The sequence below is a fragment of the Pseudanabaena sp. 'Roaring Creek' genome (assembly GCF_001402795.1).
Taxonomy (GTDB): Bacteria; Cyanobacteriota; Cyanobacteriia; order Pseudanabaenales; family Pseudanabaenaceae; genus Pseudanabaena.
Genome location: NZ_LIRE01000653.1, coordinates 1 through 15,913 on the forward strand (window position 1 = coordinate 1; position 15,913 = coordinate 15,913).

The following is a 15,913-nucleotide window of genomic DNA, read 5'->3' on the forward strand; positions in this document are numbered from 1 at the left end:
GCGCCGCAACTCTCTATTGGGTTTGATGTCCTGATTTAAGTGAATATAGCTATACCTATCGATTTCGATAGGTATAGCAATGCATTTTGAGCAATCCCTGAAAAAAACGATCGCCTTCCTAGTGATAAAGATAGAGTTCTCTTTTCCGTAACTAGATATACAAAATAGAACCGTAGCTAACAACTAATCTGACTGCAAGTTCATACCTAGCTATAGGCTTTTAGCTTTTAGTCTCTCCTCCATTCAATCTTAAGGAAAAAACAATGCCTGAAGTAACTACTCCCGCTCATCAGACTGGCGACTTTTTTGTGAACTATGAAGAGAAGGTATTCGAGGATGTCAAAGCCGAGCCAGGGGAGAAAGCCCTCGTCACTTTTCACACCGTCGCTTTTGAAGGTTCGATCGGGTTTGTGAATCTCCTGCAAGCAACCCGCTTACTTCGCAAAGGTTTTGAAACTTCGATCTTACTCTATGGACCTGGGGTAACATTGGGAGTACAACGCGGCTTCCCAAAATTAGGCGATGCCGCTTTTCCAGGACATCAGAATTTTAACGACCAAATTTCTAAGTTTATGTCTGAAGGTGGCAAGGTCTATGCTTGCCGCTTCGCCCTGCAAGCTCTCTACGGACATGGCGAACCTTCACTCATTCCTGGAATTCGTCCCATTAGTCCCTTAGATGTATTGGATATCATTCTCTTGCATCGTAAGGATAACGCTTTCATTCTTGACACTTGGACTCTTTAGGAACCTCATCAATCGTGGATTACTCGCGCAAAGTTAGAGCCGCCGCCGTTCAAATCAGCCCTGTTTTATTTAGTCGCGATGGTACGACGGAGAAAGTTTTACTAGCGATCGCGAATGCTGCCAAAGAGGGCGCTCAGATCGTCGTCTTCCCCGAAACCTTCATTCCCTACTATCCCTATTTCTCCTTTGTGCAGCCCCCTGTACTGATGGGAAAAGAGCATCTACGCCTCTACGAAGAAGCCGTTATCGTACCTAGTCCAGTTACAGAAGCAGTTAGTCAAGCGGCGCGATCGCATAGCATCGTCGTAGTATTGGGCATAAACGAGCGCGACGGTGGTTCTCTTTATAATGCACAACTTATCTTCGATGCCGATGGCACGCTATTACTCAAACGGCGCAAAATCACCCCAACCTATCACGAGCGCATGGTTTGGGGACAGGGCGATGGTGCTGGTTTGAAGGTAGTCGATTCATCCGTCGGTAAAGTTGGCGCTCTTGCTTGTTGGGAGCATTACAATCCCCTCGCGAGATTTGCCCTGATGGCACAGCAAGAACAAATCCACTGCGCTCAATTCCCTGGTTCTTTAGTCGGTCAAATTTTTGCCGACCAGATTGAAGTCACCATCCGTCACCATGCCCTTGAGTCGGGATGCTTTGTGATTAATGCTACAGGCTGGCTCTCGACCGAGCAAGTTACGCAAATCACCAGCGACGAGAAACTCCAAAAAGCCCTAAGTGGTGGTTGCAACACGGCGATTATCAGTCCCGAAGGCAATCATCTCTGTCCGCCAATTACTGAGGGTGAAGGCATGGCGATCGCGGATTTGGATTTTTCGCTAATTACCAAACGCAAGCGCATGATGGATGCGATCGGACATTACGCGCGTCCCGACCTATTGCAAGTCCATCTGAATGCCGAACCCTTTGCAGGATTTCAACCCAAGGGATTCGATCATGGATTAAATGGATTAAATGGATGCCCAGATTGCGAGAATTTCCCCAGTCAGGATCGCGGGGCTTAATCTTTGAGTTTTAATTTTGCCGTCGGCAAAATTAAAACTCAAAGATTAGAACAAGATTTTTATTAAAATTCCGATCGCCAGTTTTGATGGGACAAGCCTTTATGAACAAGCAACAACTAATTACGGAATTGCAGACGAAGGGTTTGCAGTTAGCAGATCGCTCCAACGATCGCTCCAACGATCGCCAGATGGGAGCTAGCGGTCGCAAAGGCGGAGCGGGTCCTTCCGATCATAAGGCGATCGCTATTGATGGGACGACCGTAATGGTTCCTGTCTTTAATAGTTCGGCAGCGATTTCCCCCTATAGGATAGAGATTGATGGCGAAACTCAGGAAATGTTCTTAGAATCGGGCAAAGAAGCGATCGCCACCATTGCCTTCCCCAAAGCGCCCAAGTTCTATGAATTAACCACCAGCGAGGGCATTCCCTATTGGAAAATCGCGCTCCTGCACAGCCATGATGTCCTCGCCACAACGGTTTTGCAAACCTGTATGCGTTATAACCATACCGATACTGCCTGTCAGTTTTGTGCGATCGGGCAATCTCTAGAGGCAGGACGTACCATCGCGCGTAAAACACCTGCACAACTCGCTGAAGTTGCCGAAGCTGCCGTGCGACTGGATGGAGTCAAAAATATGGTGATGACGACAGGTACACCCAATACAAGCGATCGCGGTGCGGCCTATTTAACGGAATGCGCCAAGGCAATCAAAGCGCGAGTAGATATTCCCATTCAAGCACAGTGCGAACCTCCCGATGATTTTATCTGGTTCGATCGCATGAAAGCCGCAGGCATTGACACCTTGGGAATGCACCTTGAAGCCGCCGATCCTCAAGTTCGCCGCAAAATCATGGCAGGGAAAGCAAGCGTTCCCCTCAACTATTATTTTGCTGCCTTTGCCTCGGCTGTCAAGGTATTTGGTTGGGGACAGGTCAGCACCTATCTCTTAGCGGGACTAGGCGATAGTCTCGAAACTCTAGTCGAAACCTGCGATCGCCTGATTAGTATTGGAGTCTATCCCTTTGTCGTTCCCTTTGTTCCCATTAGCGGTACGCCATTAGCCAACCATCCTGCACCAAGCACGGAGTTTATGTTTGCCCTATACGAAAGGGTGGGCGCTTTGCTAAAGCGATCGCAGATGTCTTCAGCAGATATCAAGGCGGGTTGCGCCAAGTGTGGAGCCTGTTCTGCTCTTTCTCTCTTTGAATGAATGTAATTAAAAACCAAGATTAGAGAGCATACGCCTCCTAAGCGCGCATTACGCTCTTCTAGGTTTTAGGTTTACCTATGCTTAGGGACTTGCAATTAATCAAAGTACCTATGGCTTCGACTCCGCTCAGCTCACGTTGGCTGAGCGGAGTTGAAGCCACAGAACTGGGCGGGATATTCTTTTCCGCAAGAACCTTAGCTACTTATTTGATAGTGCGAAAATTCAACTTAGGAATAATTACCATGACTTCTGCTTATGTTTTCAAGCTTGCCTCTACAGCTCAAGAAATTGATGCATACTTCAAACTTCGCCAAGCAATCTTTGTTGAAGAACAGTATGTATTTGAAGAGAACGATATCGATGATATCGATCGAATCGCCTATCCAATCGTGGCAATAAACACCGATGACAATCAAGTTGTGGGGGTTGTCCGAATTTATGAAACCGCAAAAGGAATCTGGTACGGTGGCAGGTTGGGTACTCATAAAGACTACCGACGCGGTTGGCAAATTGGCAAAGGATTGATTTATAAAGCAGTGACAACGGCGAATACATGGGGATGCGATCGCTTCCTTGCCACGGTGCAGATCCAAAACGTACGTTTCTTTCAGCGTCTACATTGGCAATCCCTAGAGGAAATGACGATCTGCGATCGCCCCCATCACTTTATGGAAGCCGACCTTAACTTCTATCCCGCAGGGAACGAGATCCGTCCTTTCCCTTACCGCGAGGCATCTTAGATGCTATCTGATCTTGCCACTACCCTAAGGCAGTCCATGGGGATATTGCACAAACAGGATATCGAGATTGCAGCTAAAGGTTTAGGAGAACAGTGGAATAGCCAAGACATTCTCTTAGGTGATGATTGTGCGGCAATTCCCAATCGTGATAGTTACTTACTCCTTGCCGCCGAGGGAATGTTACCGCAATTAATCGAGACTGACCCTTGGTTTGCGGGGTGGTGTTCGGTGATGGTCAATGTTAGCGATATTTACTCCATGGGCGGCGAGCCGATCGCGATCGTCGATACGATCTGGAGTCAATCGCCCGATTCGATTTCGGAATTACTCGCAGGAATGAAAGCCGCTGCTACTGCTTACCAAGTTCCCATTGTCGGCGGACATACCAACTGCCGTAGCACTTACAACGCTCTGTCCGTAGCCATTCTCGGACGCGCCCAAAAGTTACTCACCAGCTTTAATGCGAGACCACAGGATCGGCTATTAGTAGCGATCGATCTGCGGGGACAATTCCATCCCGATTATCCATTTTGGAATGCAGCCACTCAAGCCGAGCCGCAACAACTCCGCCAGAATTTAGCAATTTTGCCATCTTTGGCGAACTCAGGACTATGCGATGCGGCGAAAGATATCAGCATGGGCGGCATTATCGGTACGTTATTGATGCTGATGGAAACTTCTAATTGTGGAGCGATCCTCGATTTGGAAAGCATTCCCCGTCCCGATGGTATTCCCTTAGAACGATGGCTGATCTCGTTCCCCAGCTATGGATTTTTATTAAGTGTTCGTCCCGACAAAGTAGAAAAAGTGCAAGCTCTTTTTCATACTCAAGACTTAATCTGTGGGGTGGTTGGTGAAGTGCAAGCTAGTCCACAGGTAATTTTACAATCGCGATCGGCTTCAGTTTTATTCTGGGATTTCGATCGCGATACTTTAACAGGATTTTCAAAACCCAAAAGATGAATAGCGTCGCTATTCATCTTTTGGGTTTTGAAAATCCTGCGCAGCCATACTTACCGACTAGTCGACTAGTCGAAAAATAGTAAACTAAGTAGCTAAGCATAAGTAAACTTAAAACCCAGAAGAGAATACCGTCCGCTTTTCGCGGGCGGTATTCTCTCTGGTTTTGGTTTTTACTTATGCTTAGCTACTTAGAATCACCAGCTAGCAAGGGAATTTTATGACCGATTTGCCAGATTTAAGTAATCCGTTAGAAGAGATACCAGCCATTGCTAAGCCCAACGATTCTGAGCAAAAAAGTTGGACTGAGGTAGTTAACGACTATGCTGGCAAAGATTTAGACGAAAGAAAACATTGGTATGGCTCCGTGGCAGAAGCCTATAATCGGGTGAGACCTCGCTATCCTCAAGAAATTATTGACCGTGCCATTAAACTCGCTCAACTGCAACCCCAAGCCAAAATCCTCGAATTAGGTTGCGGTCCCGCGATCGCCACGGTAAACTTGGCGCGTTTGGGCTTTGCCCTAGTAAGTCTGGAACCAAATTATGAAGCTGCGGAATTAGCAAAGCAGAACTGTGCCCAATATCCCCATGTCGAAATTCAAAATTTAGCCTTTGAGGAATGGGAATTGGGCTCTGAGAGCTTTGATGCCGTCCTTGCTGCCACCTCTTGGCATTGGATCGATCCTGCGATCGCCTATGCTAAGTCAGCATCGGTTCTAAAAGCTCAAGGTTCTCTCATTTTATTATGGAATACTCCTCCACAAATAGATGAGACAACCTATCAGCTAGTTGAGGATATTTATCAAGCCCTCGCCCCTTCCATTCCCTTTTACGCCAGACATGAGGGGCAACAAACCCATCAAGCTGATTTCCTGAAATTCAGTCAAACCATTCTCGATTCAGGCTACTTTTCCAATCTGAGCTATGACTGCTCTAGATATCACGTTGTCTATAGTCTTGATGACTATCTATTACTGCTGAGTACGCTTTCCCCCTATATTGCGCTTGCGCCCGACAGCCGAATTCAGCTCTTTGACAAACTCCGCGCAGTTCTCCATCACTATCTAGGCGATCGCCTCAAACTATCTTTTCTTTCGGCTTTCCATGTTGCCCACAAAATATAATCTATGTCATCGCCATCGACAATATCAAAATTACATATTGCGCTCCTGACTTATTCCACTAAACCTAGAGGAAGCGTCATCCATACCCTCGAACTCGCGGAAGCCTTGCAAAAATTAGGGCATCGAGTCTGTATCTATGCTTTAGATAAGGATGGACTGGGATTTGATCGCCATTTATCCTGTGAATTTCAATCCATTCCCGCGCAGCCTGCCCCCAAGGAGATCGATCGCCTAATTCAACAGCGCATTCAGGAATTCGCGGCATATCTGGGTAATTCTCCCCTTGATTATGATGTCTACCACGCGCAAGACTGCATCGGTGCCAATGCTTTAGCGATTTTGCGATCGCAAGGGCATATCCCCCACTTCGTTCGCACTATCCACCATATTGAGGATTACCATAGTCCCTATTTGCAGGCTTGTCAGGATCGGTCGATTCGCGATGCAGAGCTATGCCTATGCGTGAGTGCGGGTTGGCAAAAGCAAATTTACGAGCATTATCACATCCACGCCCCACAGGTGCTTAATGGGGTAAATTTACAAAGATTTTCGCGCGATCGCGACGGCATGGAATCGCTCATTCGCCAAAAATTTGGGTTAACAGGTACACCAGTTTATTTAACCGTTGGGGGCATTGAGCCGCGCAAAAATTCGATCAAGCTCATCCAAGCCTTTGCGCGGGTTTTAGAAGATTTTCCTAACGCCCAGTTAGTCATCGCTGGCGGAGCCACCCTCTTCGACTATCAAGCCTATCGCGATGAATTTCTGGCGATCGCGAAAGACTTAAATCTTGGCAAATCCTTATTAATTACAGGCGTACTCACCGATCTCGAATTACCCGCTCTTTATCGCTGTACCGATGCCTTTGTATTTCCATCGGCAAAGGAGGGATGGGGCTTGGTGGTGATGGAGGCGATCGCTTCAGGATTGCCCGTCATTACCTCCAACTGTCCGCCCTTTACGGAGTTTTTATCGGAACAACAGGCTCTATTGGTCGATCCCGACGATGTCGGAGCGATCGCCCAAGGAATGCGAGCGATTACCAACTCCCATCTCAGTCAAGCCTTAGTAATAGCCAGTCAAGAAATCTTGACAAAATACACTTGGGAAAATTCGGCTCAAATGCATATCGCCCACTATAAACAGCAATTTGCGATCGCATAAATGCAGGAAATGTATGCAATTTACGTTAAAAATGGCAAAATTAGAGCAGATAGTACCGCTTTGTGCCCATGCTATGGCAATGCTTGAGATAGTTAGAATAAACTAAAACCCCAAAGATGAGTGGCGGCGCTTCGCGCCGCCACTCATCTTTGGGGTTTTATGTCCCAATCAAAACCTTCATTCCTATTGCTTTTAAAATAATTTGCTGAGGAAATTTTATGCCTGAAATCCGCTTTCAAATTGCTTGGCCAGATGATTCTCAAGATTCCTGCTACTCGCCATCTTTAATCGTTCAAGAATATTTTGTCCCCAACACTGAGTACGACCTAGTTGATTTTGTCGAACGATCGCGAACTGCTCTTAATATTGCCAGCGATCGCGTCAAGGCAAAGTATGGTTTTCCCTGTGGATTGGCTTTGGGACAATTGCAGGAAATCGAGGCAAAGGCAGCCAAGTACGCCCAGTTGAACGATCCCAAAGTAAAATTTATTAAATTTAATAATTGACTTGCATTCTACGTACAATCTGATAAGATATAATTCCTAATAAATTGGAGAGATGGCTGAGTGGACGAAAGCGGCAGATTGCTAATCTGTTGTACGGCAGGTAACTCCGTACCGAGGGTTCGAATCCCTCTCTCTCCGTTCACAAGCCTGTCATAGAGCGATATGGTTAATAATCTATCCAAAGATGTTATAGGCGAAGCTCCCGAAGTAGATCCTAGTAAGTTCAATGCTTCGGAAGTTGCTGCGATCGCGGATCGTCTTGAGCGAGACGATTATACTAATGCTTTTGAAAGCTTGAACGACTGGCATATTTTGCGATCGCTAGCTTTTAAGGGTTCTGAATTAGCCGAACCCTATCGACATTTGCTCGATCTAGAAGCATTTGATGAATGCTAAAAAAATCGATGCCAAGAAAAGAGCGTCTCATTGAGACGCTCTTTTCTTATGGTTGAGGGCTGGGGCTTGGCTTGGCGGGAAGGGCGTTAGTAAACTTTTCGGTAGCATTTTTGCTCTCGTAAATACAGTCAACAACGGGAGTCTTTTCGAGATCGCCTGTAAAGCCAAAGGTATTCATCCGATCCTTGCATTGACGGATATCGGCTTCCTTAATGACATTCTTTTGGAGCAGCAAATTCCAGTTGTTTGGTAAGACAACACAGCCAGGCACAGGCTCGGCTTGACTGATGAATACGTTAAAGGGGTTAAGGGTCACATATACCCGACTACTCATCACCATTGCTGATGCTCCGTAGTTATTGCAAAAATCGCGGCTAGGGGCGAGGTTATCTAGGCGAATTGCGTCAACGGTACGTGGTGTGGGGTTAAGGGTGGAGAGAGCAATACCCACACCAATACCCACGGCAAAAATTGCACCTGCGATCGCAAGTTTAGTAGTTGTGCCGTTAGATCTTGGTTCGGTAGGAGGTGTGTTCAGAGTTGTGGAGTATCTACTACGTCGTGCCATAGATGTGAGTTAGGGTTATTTCCTAGATTAACCGAAAGTGCTGAACTTTTGAGAGCTTTACCGAGTAAACCTCTCAAAAGTTATACGAATTCACAAAAGTGTCGCCAAACCTTTTTAACCCTCAAGAATTGATTGGCGACGCTTCGCGCCGCCAATCAATTCTTGAGGTATAGACATACAAACCCAAAGAATTAGACGTTGCGGCGCGAAGCGCCGCAACGTCTAATTCTTGGTGACAGCTATAGCAGGGCAATTCCTGCGCGATCAAGGATCTCAGGAATTAGGTGTTCGGCTTTAATAGCCATAATATGCACGCCTTGGCAGATTTGCCGCGCCGTTTGAATTTGCTCCGCCGCGATCGCCATGCCCTCCTGTAGCGGCGACTTAGCCTTAGCAAGGCGATCGATAATGCGATCGGGAATCTGCACCCCTGGCACGTATTTATTCAGGAAGATTGCATTCTTCGCAGATTTAATTAAAAATATTCCTGCCAGAATTGGTTTGTCAGATTGATTGGCGATCTGATTGACAAATTTATCGAGGCGTTCAAAATCGGTAATTAATTGACTTTGAAAAAATTGCGCTCCAGCATTAATCTTGCGTTCAAAGCGTTTTTGCAAACCCGACCAGCTAGGCGATTGAGGATCGACGGCTGCTCCTGCTAAGAAATCTGTACCTTGATTGGGCAATGCCTTGCCATTGGCATCCAATCCCTGATTTAGCTTCTGAATTAATTGCAATAGGCGTACCGACTCATAATCAAATACCGATCGCGCATCGGGATAGTCTCCTGCTTTTACAGGATCGCCCGTAAGCGCCAAAATATTGGTAATCCCTAAAGCGGCAGCCCCAAATAGATCGCCCTGTAGGGCAATGCGATTGCGATCGCGGCAAGCTAACTGACAAATGGTTTCTATGCCGATTTGTTGCTGGATTAAAACTGAGGCAGCCACTGGGCTCATGCTCATTACCGCCCGACTGGAATCAGTAATGTTCACGGCATGGACGCGCCCCTTGAGCGATCGCGTCTGGGCGAGCATATGGGTGGGGTCGCTGCCCTTGGGTGGCGATACCTCGGCTGTGATTAAAAATTCTCTATTGGCGATCGCCTTGCGGAATTTGTTAAAAGTTGGCTCTGGTTTCTCAAATACTGACTGGGGCGGCTCGATCATGCGAAACAAAATTATTAAAATTTTTTAAGATTGCCTGATTTTAAACCATTGCGATCGATTAACTCTCCAACTCCTGCGATCGGTAACTCAAGTTATATAGCGATCCTAAATCATTTGTAGATTTTTGGGTTTGTGGAAGCGCACCCCTTCGGGGTGCGCTTCCACACCATTTAGCGCATTGGTCAGCTAATCGGTGATAGGTGCTGAAACGCCCATTTCATGCTGACAGAAAAGACGCAAAAAAGACGCAAATACGTTGATCACGCTTTAATTGACCAGTGTCAAAAAGTCATATGCCGAGCTAATTATAAAATTGCAGGGGAATCGCGATTCTGCAAATTGTGCCCAATCCCACTTCACTCTTGATCTCAATTGTTCCTTGATGTAAATCTACACATTTCTTGACAACGACAAGTCCTAAACCAGTACCAGAGATCGTTTTCACATTTTTACCTCGATGGAATGGCTCAAATAATTGCTTTTGATCCTCTAGGGGAATGCCAATACCTCGATCTGCGACCGTGAGAATTATGCGATCTAGTTGAAACTCTAGATCGAGAGAAATATCGCCTCCCTGAGGTGAATATTTAATCGCATTAGAGAGTAAATTAGCCAGAAGCGATCGCCATAATTTTTCATCGAGATAAACATTTCGAGAATCACCTTGACAGTTGAAGGTCAGGTTGTGATGATTGCCTGCATTGAGTTGCATTTCCTCGACAAAATGCCGACAATAGGCTTCAAGGGATAGGGATTTCGGATTAAAAGCTAATTTCCCCGTCTCGGCACGATTGATCGTCAAGATATCATCTAGTAGCTGCACCATATTCCTAACTGCATCTTGAATTCGATGTAAGTTTCGCAAGCGTTTTTCGGCATTGTCCCACTCATGGGGAGAGTTTTCGAGCACCTGCGCCGCCGCTAGAGCTGTACTGAGCGGCGTGCGAAATTCATGGGAAGCCATCGAGAAAAATCGAGTTTTTAGGATGCTGAGTTCTTTTTCGCGTACTAGGGCTAGGCGGGTTTCATCGAGTCGTTTGCGTTCAGTAATATCGCGAGCATTGACCATGACAAGGAGCGTATCAGCACTATCAACAAATGGCTGACTGATAGCTTCCAGAATTCGCCAAGTTCCATCTTGATGGCGATGGCGAAACTCGATCTGACGCTGTAGGTCAGGATGGGGGACGATATGGGTAAGGCGATCGCGCGTAATCATCCAATCATCACCATGAACGAAATCCTGTATCTTCGCGCCGACCATCTCGGCAACACTATAGCCTAAGACTTTTTCGACGGAAGGACTGACATAACTGATAGCCCCACTTGGTTCAATGATCATAATAATGTCTAGGGCATTTTCGATCAGCGATCGGAAGCGCTGCTCGCTATAGCGTAGAGCCTGTTCGACTTGTTTTCGCTCAGTCGTATCGCGTTGCACGGCAATCCAGTGAGTGTACCAACCCTTAGAATTAGCGACGGGAACGAGACTAAATTCATTCCAGAACTCCGAGCCATCTTTACGATAGTTAATTACTTCAACGGTGACAGATTCCCAAACTGAGAGGGCTTTGCGAACTTTTTGTAATTCTGAGCGATCGGTCTTTTCACCCTGTAAAATCCGAGGTGTTTTTCCAAGAACTTCATGGGGTTGATAGCCCGTGATGCGCGTAAAGGCCTCGTTGACATAGAGAATCCGAGGGCCTGGAGCATCAATGGGTTCCGCCTCCGTTACGATGACTGCATCATTGGTATTGACGACAACTGACTGTAATAAGCGCACTTGTTCTGCCTGTCGCTTCTGCTCGGTGATATCCGCAATCACCGCAACGATTCCGCCTATCTGGTCGTTAACGTCAGTCAAGGGAGCCGCTGAAAAAATGATATCGATTTCTGAACCATCCTTTTTAGGGCGAGACAGTTCTACTCTGGTATAGGTCTTCCCTTGGAGAACGCTATTTTGGAGAGTAGTGCAATTCCCCAAACAATCCTCCAATCGATCGTCCAAACGAATCGGACTAGGCTGGTTGATTACCTCCGCTTCCTTCCAGCCAAACATTTGCTCGGCTGCAGGGTTCCAAATTTTAACTTTCCCCTCAAGATCGAGCATGAAAATTGCGCGAGGCGATGCATTGACTAAAGCCTGTAAGGTCTCATTGGTATATCTTAATGCGATTTCTGTTCGTTGTCGTTCGAGAATCTCCGCACGAAGGGAATTATTAACGCTAGCAAGCTCTGTTGTCCGTTGTTGAACCCTTTGCTCCAGTTGGGTATTAATTTCTTGAAGTTGTTTGTAAAGCTCTGATTGTTGAATAGCGATCGCTACCTGAGTGGCAAGTTGCTTCATTAATTCCACTTCGAGGGGTTCCCAAGTCCGCGATTGGCTGCATTGATGGGCGATCAATATGCCCCAAAGATGGGGATCTGAAGAGTATGTTTGATGGAGATCGGGGCTTTCCCAATCCTGTGACTGAGCTTGTGAGCGATCGCGATTTTCTTGAATGATGGGCACTACTAATTTTGCCCTCACCCCAAATTGTTTCACGAAGTCTCTCAAGCAAACTTCCATTTCGCATTGTTCGACATTAGCGATCGTCAGAATTTTACCCAGAGAATAGGCGCGATGATATGGCGCAGGAAAGACCTCTTCAGGAAATACCTGACCCAGAATGCTGGGATAGGGCGGTAAGACCGTTTCATGAATCGCGCTGCCCGTTCCATCAGACCACAGGCGATATATCAAGACCCGATCCGCCTGCAAAAATCGTTGAACCTCTGTTACCGTCGTGGATAGGACGCGATCGAGATCAAGGGATTGACGGATTTGGAGAGCAATTTGGGTGACCAGTCGCTCGCGATCGCTTTGCTGTATTAGTAATTTCTCTGTGCGATAGCGGCGTTTTCTTTCTTTTACCAAAAAGGTGGCAATTGCCAATACAAAAAGCAAACTAAAGCAAGTTCCAATCACAAAAAAACTGGTCATAATCAACACTGAACTACTTATACCAATTCACGAAAGTGTGGCAACACTTTCGTGAATTAAAAACTAAACCCAGTAAGGGTTTTCAAAACACAAAATGGCGTAGCCATTTTGTGTTTTGGTATTAGTCGGCGCAATGAAAAGTAGGCGAGATGAAAAATCAAAAACCTTGCTACTCCATTCACAAGCTAAGAAATTAGTGTGGTGGCACGAAGCGCCACCACACTAATTTCTTAGCTTGTGATATCTGTTTCTTTGGTGGGAAAGGAGTAAGATTCACTCTTGTGTTTTGCCCATGAATATGCACCCATAGGCAAAACACTATACATCGCAGAAATTACAAGCCTAAGAAAACTGCCAAGATCAATATACCGACAAATCCTACCCCAGCATATACAAAGCCAGCTCCAATTTTGCCGATGATGGCAGGTTGGCTCTTTTGCCATTCCCAACGGAGATAATCTAACCTTGCCGCACCTTTATCTCTCTTAAAGACTTGCTTGGGTAAGCGATCGCGATAGTCAGCTCCATAACGGGTTGTATGGGCAAAGGTCACTTCTCCCTTAGTCCGACTGGGTAAAATCCGACGACGTTGGTAGGGAACGGTACTATCACCAAAGTTGTTGAGATATTCATCGCTATCGAGTAATGCATCAATAAAGGCTTCGATTCCCTTAGTGGCAATTACAATCGACCAAGTAATCTTTTCGCGATCGCCATAGACATTGCGCCCCAAAACGCGCTGAATGCAGATCTCCACAAAGCGATAGTTATTATTACATTCAAAAACTAGTCTTCTAAAAGAATCAGACAGTAGCAAACCACGGATGAAACCTCTAACTGTAATTTGTCCCGCACATAATTGCGATTCTAAACATAATTGACGGTGGCTGGATAGCATCTGTTGCTCGTTGTAGATTTGGCGATAGGCTGCCATCATTAACGTATCTAGCTCAGTGTCAGTGAGCAGATTATCCGTAGTATAAATCCGAGGAAGATCGTCATTAGGGATTTCAAATCCTAAAACGCGCTGATTTTGAGATAAGAGATTGTACTCTAAAAGAGAGATTGCCATATAGGTGATTTTTAAAGGGAATTGATTTTTCTAAAATGCTTCTAAGTGGCTAAGGAGCGTACCGCCCACTACGCGGGCGGTACGCTCGTCTAGGTTTTAAGTTTACTTATGCTTAGCTACTTAGCCTTAGATATTCCCATGCCAAAAGTAAGGAAACAGGTCAGTAAATTGTAAAGAAAACGGAAAGATTGCTTCAAATAAATAAATCTTGATATTTCGTTGTATTTATTTGAAATAGACAACTGCAATCTGTGGTATGAGCTGCTGCGATTTCTTGACTGGGAAGGGAGTATGTTCCAACAATTTTTGATTGAAAGAACTCCAAGAAAATCCCTAAAAGTTTTGCAAAGCAAAACTTTTAGGGATTTTCTTGAGTTGGATTTGAACGCAAAAAATCGGACAGAGGGATGTGGCGCTTCGCGCCGCATCCCTCTGTAACAACTTTCATCATGGCGATCGGTAAGTTTGGAGACAACCTTTTGTAAAATCATGACAGTTCGATCGCTGCCCCCAAAATCCGTGATATGAGGATTCTTTTAGTTGAAGATGATATACGTCTTGCCGAAACTTTGGCAGAAGCCCTAATTGACGAGCGTTATGTTGTTGACATCGCGACAGATGGAGAAACTGGGTGGCAGCATATTAGATCTATGGATTATGATTTGCTCTTGCTGGACTTGATGTTGCCAGAGCTAGATGGGCTTAGTCTTTGTCACCGCCTGCGATCGCATGGTTATCGCTTACCGATCCTCATGCTCACAGCCTGTGACACGATCGATTATGAGATTAATGGGCTAGATGTGGGAGCCGACGACTATATTGTTAAACCCGTCGATTTACAAAAACTCTTTGCGCGGATCCGCGCGCTCTTGCGCCGAGGAAACTTGAGTGGTTCGCCAATTTTAGAATGGGGGGAATTACAGCTTAATCCCAGTACTTGCGAAGTAGTCTATGGAGAAAATCCCATCCATTTAACCCCAAAGGAATATGCCCTTTTAGAATTGCTATTACGCAATGGTCGGCGGGTATTAAGCCGAAGTGTCATGATCGAGCGAGTTTGGTCTTTGGAGTCACCACCAGAAGAGCATACCGTGAAAGTTCATATTCGCGGGTTACGCCAAAAGCTTAAAGCCGCAGGAGCTAAGGAAGACTTGATCGAGACTGTGCATAGCATGGGCTATCGGCTCAATCATTAGGACATATAGCTGCCGCCAACTGTATAACCTCAAAGATAGTTGCCGCGCGGAGCGCGGCAACTATCTTTGAGGTTTTGATTTTGTCCTAACAAAACTGGCGGCAGCTATAATTCAGAACCAAGAGGACAAAAGATGAGTGGCGGCGCTTTGCGCCGCCACTCATCTTTTGTCCTAAGCAAACCTTATGTTGCTATACTTGGCGACAGCTATCACATTAAGTATTATTAAGTATTGCGAGCCTACTCAAGCTAATTACGTTTCTTAAGCTAATTACGTTTCATTCAGTAGTCTCTCAAGGAAGGTATCTCCATTGGGCATTATTACGAAGCGGTCATCTAAAAAAGTTCGGGCTAACGAAATTCTGATTCGCCTCAAACGTCTTTATCCCGATGCGACTTGTTCGCTGGATTACGAAACCCCTGTACAGCTTTTGGTGGCGGTAATTCTTTCCGCGCAATGCACAGACGAGCGAGTGAATATGGTCACTCCAAAACTATTTGCCAGATTTCCTGATGCGATCGCTTTAGCTAATGCCGATCTGGATGAGCTGATGGAATTAGTCCATTCGACGGGATTTTATCGCAATAAAGCTAAAAATATTAGAAGTGCCTGTGAAACGATCGTCCGCGACTTTGAAGGCAAAGTCCCGAATACGATGGATAGTCTACTTAAGTTAGCAGGGGTGGCTAGGAAGACAGCTAATGTGGTTTTAGCCCATGCCTATGGGATTAATGCAGGCGTGACCGTCGATACCCATGTCAAGCGACTTACTAAGAGATTGGGACTAACAAAATTTGAGGAACCACTTAAGGTCGAACGCGACCTCATGGGGCTTTTGCCCCAACGCGACTGGGAGAATTGGTCGATCCGCATTATTTACCACGGTCGCGCCATCTGTAATGCCCGCAAGCCTGCTTGCGATCGCTGTGAACTTGCCGATTTATGTCCTTCTGCACCAAAAGCCTCAATATAAAGACTAGTGACGGCGCGAAGCGCCGTCACTAGTCTTTATATTGAGTTTAAGTAGCTAAGTTAAAACCAGAGAGCATAC

General features: G+C 45.9%; 15 protein-coding genes and 1 tRNA gene. 12 read left to right on the forward strand and 4 right to left on the reverse strand.

Annotated features, from left to right (window positions below; translation table 11 throughout):
* The first annotated feature begins 263 nt into the window (after positions 1-263).
* The 10 genes from AC805_RS17205 (at position 264) to AC805_RS17250 (ending at position 7,871) form a co-directional block, all read left to right on the forward strand.
* Positions 264-746 carry an MSMEG_0572/Sll0783 family nitrogen starvation response protein gene (locus AC805_RS17205; RefSeq protein WP_009628267.1) on the forward strand — a complete coding sequence of 161 codons (483 nt, stop codon included), beginning with the start codon at positions 264-266 and terminating at the stop codon, positions 744-746.
* Positions 747-760: 14 nt separating this feature from the next.
* Complete coding sequence (locus AC805_RS17210) at positions 761-1,768, forward strand: Nit6803 family nitrilase (protein ID WP_055076536.1); 1,008 nt, start codon at positions 761-763, stop codon at positions 1,766-1,768.
* Positions 1,769-1,869: 101 nt separating this feature from the next.
* Positions 1,870-2,979 (forward strand): MSMEG_0568 family radical SAM protein, encoded by a 1,110-nt coding sequence (locus AC805_RS17215; protein WP_055076537.1) that lies wholly within the window; start codon positions 1,870-1,872, stop codon positions 2,977-2,979.
* A 242-nt stretch (positions 2,980-3,221) separates the two neighbouring features.
* Positions 3,222-3,719: an MSMEG_0567/Sll0786 family nitrogen starvation N-acetyltransferase gene (locus tag AC805_RS17220; protein WP_055076525.1), complete on the forward strand. Its 498-nt coding sequence runs from the start codon at positions 3,222-3,224 to the stop codon at positions 3,717-3,719.
* Entirely contained in the window at positions 3,720-4,682 is a 963-nt protein-coding gene (locus AC805_RS17225) for a sll0787 family AIR synthase-like protein (RefSeq protein WP_055076526.1), read from the forward strand. It begins immediately after the preceding gene.
* Positions 4,683-4,899: 217 nt separating this feature from the next.
* A complete protein-coding gene (locus AC805_RS17230) occupies positions 4,900-5,805 on the forward strand; it encodes a class I SAM-dependent methyltransferase (protein WP_055076527.1) in 906 nt (301 codons plus the stop codon).
* Positions 5,806-5,808: 3 nt separating this feature from the next.
* Positions 5,809-6,969: an MSMEG_0565 family glycosyltransferase gene (locus AC805_RS17235; protein ID WP_055076528.1), complete on the forward strand. Its 1,161-nt coding sequence runs from the start codon at positions 5,809-5,811 to the stop codon at positions 6,967-6,969.
* Between the two features lie 218 nt (positions 6,970-7,187).
* Complete coding sequence (locus AC805_RS17240) at positions 7,188-7,475, forward strand: MSMEG_0570 family nitrogen starvation response protein (protein WP_055076529.1); 288 nt, start codon at positions 7,188-7,190, stop codon at positions 7,473-7,475.
* A gap of 46 nt (positions 7,476-7,521) precedes the next feature.
* Positions 7,522-7,613: transfer RNA gene (locus AC805_RS17245), tRNA-Ser, on the forward strand.
* 24 nt (positions 7,614-7,637) lie between these two features.
* Positions 7,638-7,871 carry a DUF2555 domain-containing protein gene (locus AC805_RS17250; RefSeq protein WP_055076530.1) on the forward strand — a complete coding sequence of 78 codons (234 nt, stop codon included), beginning with the start codon at positions 7,638-7,640 and terminating at the stop codon, positions 7,869-7,871.
* A 46-nt stretch (positions 7,872-7,917) separates the two neighbouring features.
* Here the strand turns inward: AC805_RS17250 and AC805_RS17255 are convergent, their stop codons facing one another.
* From AC805_RS17255 to AC805_RS17270, 4 genes are all read right to left on the reverse strand, one after another.
* Complete coding sequence (locus AC805_RS17255; protein WP_009628258.1) at positions 7,918-8,439, reverse strand: DUF3172 domain-containing protein; 522 nt, start codon at positions 8,437-8,439, stop codon at positions 7,918-7,920.
* A 239-nt stretch (positions 8,440-8,678) separates the two neighbouring features.
* The gene (locus AC805_RS17260) at positions 8,679-9,611 is read right to left on the reverse strand and encodes a methylenetetrahydrofolate reductase (RefSeq protein WP_055076531.1); all 933 of its coding nucleotides are present in this window, start codon (positions 9,609-9,611) and stop codon (positions 8,679-8,681) included.
* A gap of 301 nt (positions 9,612-9,912) precedes the next feature.
* A complete protein-coding gene (locus tag AC805_RS17265) occupies positions 9,913-12,594 on the reverse strand; it encodes a PAS domain S-box protein (protein WP_055076532.1) in 2,682 nt (893 codons plus the stop codon).
* A gap of 334 nt (positions 12,595-12,928) precedes the next feature.
* Positions 12,929-13,666: a phycobilisome rod-core linker polypeptide gene (locus AC805_RS17270; protein WP_055076533.1), complete on the reverse strand. Its 738-nt coding sequence runs from the start codon at positions 13,664-13,666 to the stop codon at positions 12,929-12,931.
* 524 nt (positions 13,667-14,190) lie between these two features.
* Between AC805_RS17270 and AC805_RS17275 the strand changes: the two genes are divergently transcribed.
* Positions 14,191-14,862 (forward strand): response regulator transcription factor, encoded by a 672-nt coding sequence (locus AC805_RS17275; RefSeq protein ID WP_055076534.1) that lies wholly within the window; start codon positions 14,191-14,193, stop codon positions 14,860-14,862.
* A gap of 310 nt (positions 14,863-15,172) precedes the next feature.
* The gene (gene nth / locus AC805_RS17280) at positions 15,173-15,835 is read left to right on the forward strand and encodes an endonuclease III (protein ID WP_055076535.1); all 663 of its coding nucleotides are present in this window, start codon (positions 15,173-15,175) and stop codon (positions 15,833-15,835) included.
* Positions 15,836-15,913: the final 78 nt, after the last annotated feature.

Bases quoted from the DNA above. Each gene is read 5' to 3' on its own strand.
- AC805_RS17205 (WP_009628267.1), top strand. From the start codon at position 264: ATGCCTGAAGTAACTACTCCCGCTCATCAGACTGGCGACTTTTTTGTG.
- AC805_RS17215 (WP_055076537.1), top strand. From the start codon at position 1,870: ATGAACAAGCAACAACTAATTACGGAATTGCAGACGAAGGGTTTGCAG.
- AC805_RS17220 (WP_055076525.1), top strand. From the start codon at position 3,222: ATGACTTCTGCTTATGTTTTCAAGCTTGCCTCTACAGCTCAAGAAATT.
- AC805_RS17225 (WP_055076526.1), top strand. From the start codon at position 3,720: ATGCTATCTGATCTTGCCACTACCCTAAGGCAGTCCATGGGGATATTG.
- AC805_RS17230 (WP_055076527.1), top strand. From the start codon at position 4,900: ATGACCGATTTGCCAGATTTAAGTAATCCGTTAGAAGAGATACCAGCC.
- AC805_RS17235 (WP_055076528.1), top strand. From the start codon at position 5,809: ATGTCATCGCCATCGACAATATCAAAATTACATATTGCGCTCCTGACT.
- AC805_RS17240 (WP_055076529.1), top strand. From the start codon at position 7,188: ATGCCTGAAATCCGCTTTCAAATTGCTTGGCCAGATGATTCTCAAGAT.
- AC805_RS17250 (WP_055076530.1), top strand. From the start codon at position 7,638: ATGGTTAATAATCTATCCAAAGATGTTATAGGCGAAGCTCCCGAAGTA.
- AC805_RS17255 (WP_009628258.1), bottom strand. From the start codon at position 8,439: ATGGCACGACGTAGTAGATACTCCACAACTCTGAACACACCTCCTACC.
- AC805_RS17260 (WP_055076531.1), bottom strand. From the start codon at position 9,611: ATGATCGAGCCGCCCCAGTCAGTATTTGAGAAACCAGAGCCAACTTTT.
- AC805_RS17265 (WP_055076532.1), bottom strand. From the start codon at position 12,594: ATGACCAGTTTTTTTGTGATTGGAACTTGCTTTAGTTTGCTTTTTGTA.
- AC805_RS17270 (WP_055076533.1), bottom strand. From the start codon at position 13,666: ATGGCAATCTCTCTTTTAGAGTACAATCTCTTATCTCAAAATCAGCGC.
- AC805_RS17275 (WP_055076534.1), top strand. From the start codon at position 14,191: ATGAGGATTCTTTTAGTTGAAGATGATATACGTCTTGCCGAAACTTTG.